Annotated in this window: 5 protein-coding genes; 2 read left to right on the top strand and 3 right to left on the bottom strand. The window is 71.0% G+C overall.

Features of this window, described 5'->3' with window-relative positions:
* Nucleotides 1-59: 59 nt before the first annotated feature.
* Both arc and DQW85_RS29730 read right to left on the bottom strand, forming a co-directional pair.
* Nucleotides 60-1,823, bottom strand: a complete 1,764-nt coding sequence (gene arc / locus DQW85_RS29735; RefSeq protein WP_113703147.1) for a proteasome ATPase — start codon at nucleotides 1,821-1,823, stop codon at nucleotides 60-62.
* Nucleotides 1,824-2,027: 204 nt separating this feature from the next.
* Entirely contained in the window at nucleotides 2,028-2,888 is an 861-nt protein-coding gene (locus DQW85_RS29730; protein WP_113703146.1) for a tRNA (adenine-N1)-methyltransferase, read from the bottom strand.
* Nucleotides 2,889-2,943: 55 nt separating this feature from the next.
* Between DQW85_RS29730 and DQW85_RS47760 the strand changes: the two genes are divergently transcribed.
* Complete coding sequence (locus DQW85_RS47760; RefSeq protein WP_113703145.1) at nucleotides 2,944-4,035, top strand: GNAT family N-acetyltransferase; 1,092 nt, start codon at nucleotides 2,944-2,946, stop codon at nucleotides 4,033-4,035.
* 184 nt (nucleotides 4,036-4,219) lie between these two features.
* Nucleotides 4,220-4,759, top strand: a complete 540-nt coding sequence (locus tag DQW85_RS29720; RefSeq protein ID WP_113703144.1) for a hypothetical protein — start codon at nucleotides 4,220-4,222, stop codon at nucleotides 4,757-4,759.
* A gap of 126 nt (nucleotides 4,760-4,885) precedes the next feature.
* Here DQW85_RS29720 and DQW85_RS47140 read toward each other — a convergent pair.
* The coding region (locus DQW85_RS47140; protein ID WP_338043427.1) for an FHA domain-containing protein at nucleotides 4,886-6,362 on the bottom strand (1,477 nt) is incomplete at its 5' end.

Genomic DNA, 6,362 nt, shown 5'->3' with positions numbered 1-6,362 from the left:
GCAGCGGAAAGGGCCGCGCGGAAGTCCGCGCGGCCCTTTCCGTCTCGCCTGCCGGCCCGCTACAGGTACTGGCCGGTGTTGGCGACCGTGTCGATGGAACGACCGGCCTCGGCCCCCTGCTTGCCGGAGACCAGCGTGCGGATGTAGACGATCCGCTCGCCCTTCTTGCCGGAGATGCGGGCCCAGTCGTCGGGGTTGGTGGTGTTGGGCAGGTCCTCGTTCTCGGAGAACTCGTCCACGCAGGCCGTGAGCAGGTGCTGCACCCGCAGGCCCTTCTGGCCGGTCTCCAGGAACTGCTTGATGGCCATCTTCTTGCCCCGGTCGACGATGTTCTGGATCATCGCGCCGGAGTTGAAGTCCTTGAAGTAGAGGACTTCCTTGTCGCCGTTGGCGTAGGTCACCTCGAGGAAGCGGTTCTCCTCGCTCTCGGTGTACATCCGCTCGACGGTGCTCTGGATCATGCCGTGGATGGTGGCCGCGCGGGACTCGCCGTGCTCGGACAGGTCGTCCGGGTGGAGCGGGAGGTCCGTGACCAAGTACTTGGAGAAGATGTCCTTGGCCGCCTCGGCGTCCGGCCGCTCGATCTTGATCTTGACGTCCAGGCGGCCCGGCCGCAGGATCGCCGGGTCGATCATGTCCTCGCGGTTGGAGGCGCCGATGACGATGACGTTCTCCAGGCCCTCGACACCGTCGATCTCCGACAGGAGCTGCGGGACGATGGTGTTCTCGACGTCGGACGACACGCCCGACCCGCGGGTGCGGAAGATCGAGTCCATCTCGTCGAAGAACACGATCACCGGGGTGCCCTCGGAGGCCTTCTCACGCGCGCGCTGGAAGACCAGGCGGATGTGCCGCTCGGTCTCGCCCACGTACTTGTTGAGCAGCTCGGGGCCCTTGATGTTGAGGAAGAAGCTCTTGCCGGACTGGCCGGTCTTCTCCGCGACCTGCTTGGCCAGGGAGTTGGCGACGGCCTTGGCGATGAGCGTCTTGCCACAGCCGGGCGGGCCGTAGAGCAGCACGCCCTTGGGCGGGCGCAGCTTGTGCTCGCGGAACAGGTCGGCGTGCAGGTAGGGCAGCTCGATGGCGTCCCTGATCTGCTCGATCTGCCGCGTGAGGCCGCCGATCTCCTCGTAGGAGATGTCGGGGACCTCCTCGAGCACCAGCTCCTCGACCTCGGACTTGGGGATGCGTTCGTAGACGTAGCCCGAGCGGGGCTCGAGCAGGAGCGAGTCACCGGCCCTGATGGGCTGGCCGACCAGCGACTCGGCGAGCCGCACGACGCGCTCCTCGTCGGCATGCGAGATGACCAGGGCGCGCCTGCCCTCGTCGAGCAGCTCCTTCAGCATCACGATCTCGCCGACCTCTTCGTAGCCGAGCGCCTCGACCACGTTGAGCGCCTCGTTGAGCATGACCTCCTGGCCACGCCTGAGCGAGTCGACGTCGACGGCGGGGCTGACGTTCACGCGCAGCTTGCGGCCGCCGGTGAACACCTCGATCGTGCCGTCTTCTCTGGCCTCCAGGAAGGTGCCGAACCCGGATGGCGGCTGCGCCAGCCGGTCGACCTCCTCCTTGAGGGCGACGATTTGGTCCCGTGCCTCCTTCAGCGTGGCGACCAGGCGCTCGTTCTGGCCGGTGACGGCCGCGAGATTCGCCTGTGCCTCGTGAAGGCGCTCTTCGAGGACCCTGGCCTGACGGGGTGACTCGGCCAGCTTCCGCCTCAGCGCGGTGATCTCCTCCTGGAGGAAGGAGACCTGTGTTGAAAGATCAGCGACCTCCCGTTCGCGCTGCGCGGCTCGAGCCTCAGCATCATCGCGAGCTGCCACGCCCCGTCACCTCCTTCCCAGTCGAGGGCGACTACTTAGGACCTTACCTATCTCGGGCCCCTCCGTAACCTGGCCGGGCAGTGTTCGTCGAGTGACATACAGTATTCGGTGAATAATCCCCAACGATGCGTTTAACTCTGCCAGCATCTGAACACGGCCGCTTGTTCCCGTGTCAGGCACCAAAGCGCCCTCGTGGCCAAATTGTCATATTTCTTCGGTCGTTCCCTTCGGTCGTCTGCGGCGCGGCGGGGGTGTCACGCCGTCCGCCATGCGACGGGCGGTGACGAGGAACCCGGTGTGCCCGATCATCCGATGGTCGGGACGTACGGCGAGACCCTCGACATGCCAGTCGCGAACCAGGGTCTCCCACGCGTGGGGCTCCGTGAAACTCCCGTGATCGCGAATCGCCTCGACGGTTTTGGACATCTGGGTGGTCGTGGCCACGTAGCAGCAGATCACGCCGCCCGGCGTGAGGGCCTTGGCCGCGGCGTCGACGCACTCCCACGGGGCGAGCATGTCGAGGATCACCCGGTCGACGTCGATCTCGTCGATGGACGAGGTCAGGTCGCCGACGACGAGCCGCCAGCCGTCCAGCGGGCCGCCCTTCTCGGTCCCGAAGAACCTCTCCACGTTGCCGCGGGCGATGTCGGCGAAGTCCTGGCGCCGCTCGTACGAGGTCACGTGCCCCTCGGAGCCGACCGCGCGCAGCAGGAAGCAGGTCAGCGCGCCGGAGCCCACCCCGGCCTCGATGACGCGGGCGCCGGGGAACACGTCGGCCATGCCGACGATCTGCGAGGCGTCCTTGGGGTAGATCACGGCGGCGCCGCGGGGCATGGCGAGGACGTAGTCCTGAAGCAGGTGGCGGAAGGCGAGGTATTGCGTGCCGCCGGAGGAACGCACCACGGAGCCCTCCGGCTGCCCGATCAGATCGCTGTGGGGGATGGCGCCCTTGTGCGTGTGGAAGACGCCGTCCTCTTTGAGCGTGATCGTGTGGCGCTTGTTCTTGGGGTCGGTGAGCTGCACCTGGTCCCCCGCCCTGAACGGCCCATGCCTGCGGAAACCCATGGCGGCAAGGCTATATGGCTTTCGAACGGTCACCGACAGGCGATATCTATGGGGGATGCTCCCCCACGATGTGATCTCCACCGGCTCCCTGGTGCTGCGCGCGCCGCTCCAGTCGGACGCCGAGGCGATCGCCGCGGCCTGTGACGATCCGGTCACGGCCGCGTTCCTGAGCCAGCTGCCCTCGCCCTACACAACGGCCGACGCCCTCGACTACGTGGCGGCGGCCACGGACGCGTGGGCGCGCGGCGGGGCGGAGTTCGCCGTCACCGAGAACGGCGCCTACGTGGGGGCCGTCGGCGTGGCGGCGCCCGACCGGTGGGGCTCGGTGGAGGCGGGCTATCTGGTGGCGCCGTGGGCGCGCGGCAAGGGGGTGGCGAGCACGGCGGTGCGGGCGGTCGCGCAGTGGCTGTTCGATCAGGGCGTCCCCCGGGTGGAGCTCCAGGTGGGGGTGGAGAACGTGGCCAGCCTGAAGGTCGCCTACCGGGCCGGGTTCCGGGAGGAGGGGCGCAGGCGCGGCGCCAGGCAATCGCGCGACGGAGGCCGCGACGACTTCATCACCTTCGCGCGGCTGCCGGGCGACCCGGGCGAGGGCGCGCCGCCCTACCTGCCGCCGTTCGAGGATGGCGAGCTCACCGACGGGGTCGTACGGCTGGTGCCGCTGGCGGGGCAGGACGCCGCGGACTACCACCGGATGCTGGCCGACCCGAGCGTGGCCGCCTACCACGTGGGGCCGCCCACCACGCTGGAGGACGACGAACGCCGCTGCCGCAACACCGGCTACTGGTGGGTGTCGGGGCAGCGCGCCGAGCTGGCCGTCAGGGACGCCGGGTCGGGGGCCTTCGCCGGGCACGTTCAACTGACGCACGTGGTGCCGGTGCTGGGGCAGGCCATGATCGGCTACTCGCTGCTGCCGGAGTTCCGGGGCAAGGGGTTCATCACGCGGGCGGTGAGCCTGCTGGTGGACTGGGCGTTCGCGAACACGGCGCTGCACCGGATCACGGCCGGCACCGACGCGGGCAACACGGCGTCGCAGTCGGTGCTGCGGCGGGCCGGGTTCGTGCCGGAGTGCGTGCACCGGGAGCTGTTCCCGAAGCAGGACGGCACGTGGGCCGACGACGTCCAGTGGGTACGCCTGCGGCCCCGATAGCGCACGCCGGGGGTGCCGGAAGCGGGCGCCCAGGGCCTCCGCGGTGGGCTTGCAGGGAGAAAATTTCGCTTTCCCGTTAAGGTCTGGTCAAGTGCCACGTCGAGGGTGATACTCCGAGTCACCGCCAGTGAGACTCGCGTGATCGAAGCTGCGAGATCTCCGCCCCCTCCGTCGAGGGACACCGATGCCTTGCGACCGTGTCGACATCGCCATGCACATCGCCGTGCACGACCTCGTGACCTCGCTGTCCGGCCTGGACCGCGCCGGGTTGACCGACCGGCTGGCGCGCGCCGCGGCCACGGTCACCGGCACGGCCTACGCCGGCTTCGTGCGGGTGGACCCGCTCCGGGAGGTCGCCCGCCTGGTCCACGTCCACGGCCCGCCCGGCGATCCGCTGAGGGTGCGGCCGTGGCTGACCGAGTCGGGGGTGCTCAAGATCCTGACGGTGTCGCCGGGGTCGGCGCGCCTCCCCCGCGACCCGTCCGTGGGCGAACCGGGGTTCCTGGCCACGCCGGTGCCGCTGGCCACACGCGAGCACGTGCTCATCTGGGTGGCCGGTCGCGCCTTCCGCGACTGCGACGAGCACCTGCTGAGCCGCCTGGCCACGGCCGCCGGGCGCGCCCTGGAGGCGGCCAGCGGCATGGAGGCCGCCGTACGCATCCTGCGCGCCGTCCACACCTTCACGGGCGGGTGGCCGCCCCCACCCCGCCGCCCCTCCGAATAGGCGCCTGGCACCCGCACACGGCTGATGACCGTGCATCTGCGGCTGTCACCTTCCCTGGACATCCAGGGACGGCGGCGGCGCATGGGGCCTCGACGGACACGTGGTCCCGGCGAGCCCGGGGCCGCGTCACCCCCGGTGCGGCTCGAAGCGCATCGTGCGGGAGACGCCCACGCGGACCGTCGTGCCCGGCGCGATGGTGACGGGCTCGTTGGGCGGGATGTCGTAGAAGTTGGGGTCGCCCGGCGGCTGGATCTGGGTGCCGTTGACCGAGCCCAGGTCGACCAGGTTGACGTCCCAGCCGTCGAGCGCGACGCGCAGGTGGCGGCGCGAGACGGAGCCGTCGGGGCTGGTGACCTTGGCCGGCCGGGCGGAGCCGCCCGCCACCTCGGGCGCGCGCTCGGGGTCGCGGCCCAGGAGGTAGTCGGTCTCCAGCGGCAGCGCGGTGCCGTCGTCGAGGATGAGGACGCCGAGCGAGGGCCGCGGGCCCTTGTAGGGGACGAGGGTGCGCTGGACCAGCGCGATGCCGCAGACCGCGCAGTAGGGCACCCGCGGGTCGTTGAAGTGGTCGTTCTTGCAGTCGACCCCGTAGACCAGGGGGCGGTCGCCGTGCTCGGCCTGCTCCTGGTGCGGCGGGCCGGGCTGGTCGAAGGGCTCGGGCATCGGCTGGGGGCCCGGCTGGTCGGCGTGATCGGGCGGGCCCGCGTGCTGCGGGCCTTGGTCGTAGAAGTCGGGAACGGCCGACAGGCGCGGGCCCGGCTGGCCGAAGTGGTCGGGAGCGCCGGGCTGGTCGAGCTCGTCGGGAAAGGTGCCGTTGCCCGACGGCGCGGGCTCGTCGAGGCTGGAGAACGCGCTCGGCGGGGACTGCTCCTGGGACGGTTGGAAGGGGGACTGCTCCTGCGGAGGCGGAACGGAGTGGAGCCCACCGGACTGCGGCACCGGCTGCGGCCCGGAGTGCGCACCCGGCTGGAGAGCCGGCTGCGCACCTGACTGCGCACCTGACTGTGCTCCTGACTGTGGACCTGGCTGGGCACCCGGCTGACCACCGGGCTGACCACCATGCTGGAACCCTGAGTGGGCCGCCGGCTGGTGGCCCTGCGGGGAGCCCTGCGCGGCGGGCGGGTGATCGCCCGACATCGGGTAGGGCGGGATGTTGACCGCGGGCCGTTCGGAGGCGGGCGGGCCCTGGATCAGGTCGGGCTCGAAGTGCAGCGCCGTGTTGGGCAACTCGCTGGTGAGCGGCGTGGACTGGGCGGCGGCCGCCCGCCCTCCGGAGCCGGCGGGGACGGCCCCGGCCTCGCCGAAGTCGCCCGCGAGGCCGCCGCCGTGGACGACGCCGCCGTCGAATCGGACGGCAGGATGCGCCTGACCGGCACCGGGCAGGGTCAGCTCGACGCGCTCGACGGGGCCGTTGATGAGGCGGTCGGCCCAGGTCAGGGAGTCGCTGCCGGACAGCCGGGTCTGACCGGCCGAGGTGGTGATCGTGGCCGCGGCCGCACCGCTCACGAGCACGGCGACGCCGCCACCGCCCACGGGCCCGGCCACCGCGCACGTCGCGGGGTCGCCGGTCATGTTGGCGGCGAGCACCTGGGCGGCGCGCCTGGCG

The sequence above is a fragment of the Nonomuraea lactucae genome (genome assembly GCF_003313395.1).
Taxonomy (GTDB): Bacteria; Actinomycetota; Actinomycetes; order Streptosporangiales; family Streptosporangiaceae; genus Nonomuraea; species Nonomuraea lactucae.
Note: the sequence above shows the minus strand (reverse complement) of the source record. Positions and strands in the feature narration are given on the sequence as shown.

What these genes read in the sequence shown, in the direction of transcription:
- DQW85_RS47760 (WP_113703145.1), top strand. Translation starts at nt 2,944, where the DNA reads ATGCTCCCCCACGATGTGATCTCCACCGGCTCCCTGGTGCTGCGCGCG.
- DQW85_RS29720 (WP_113703144.1), top strand. Translation starts at nt 4,220, where the DNA reads ATGCCTTGCGACCGTGTCGACATCGCCATGCACATCGCCGTGCACGAC.
- DQW85_RS29730 (WP_113703146.1), bottom strand. Translation starts at nt 2,888, where the DNA reads ATGGGTTTCCGCAGGCATGGGCCGTTCAGGGCGGGGGACCAGGTGCAG.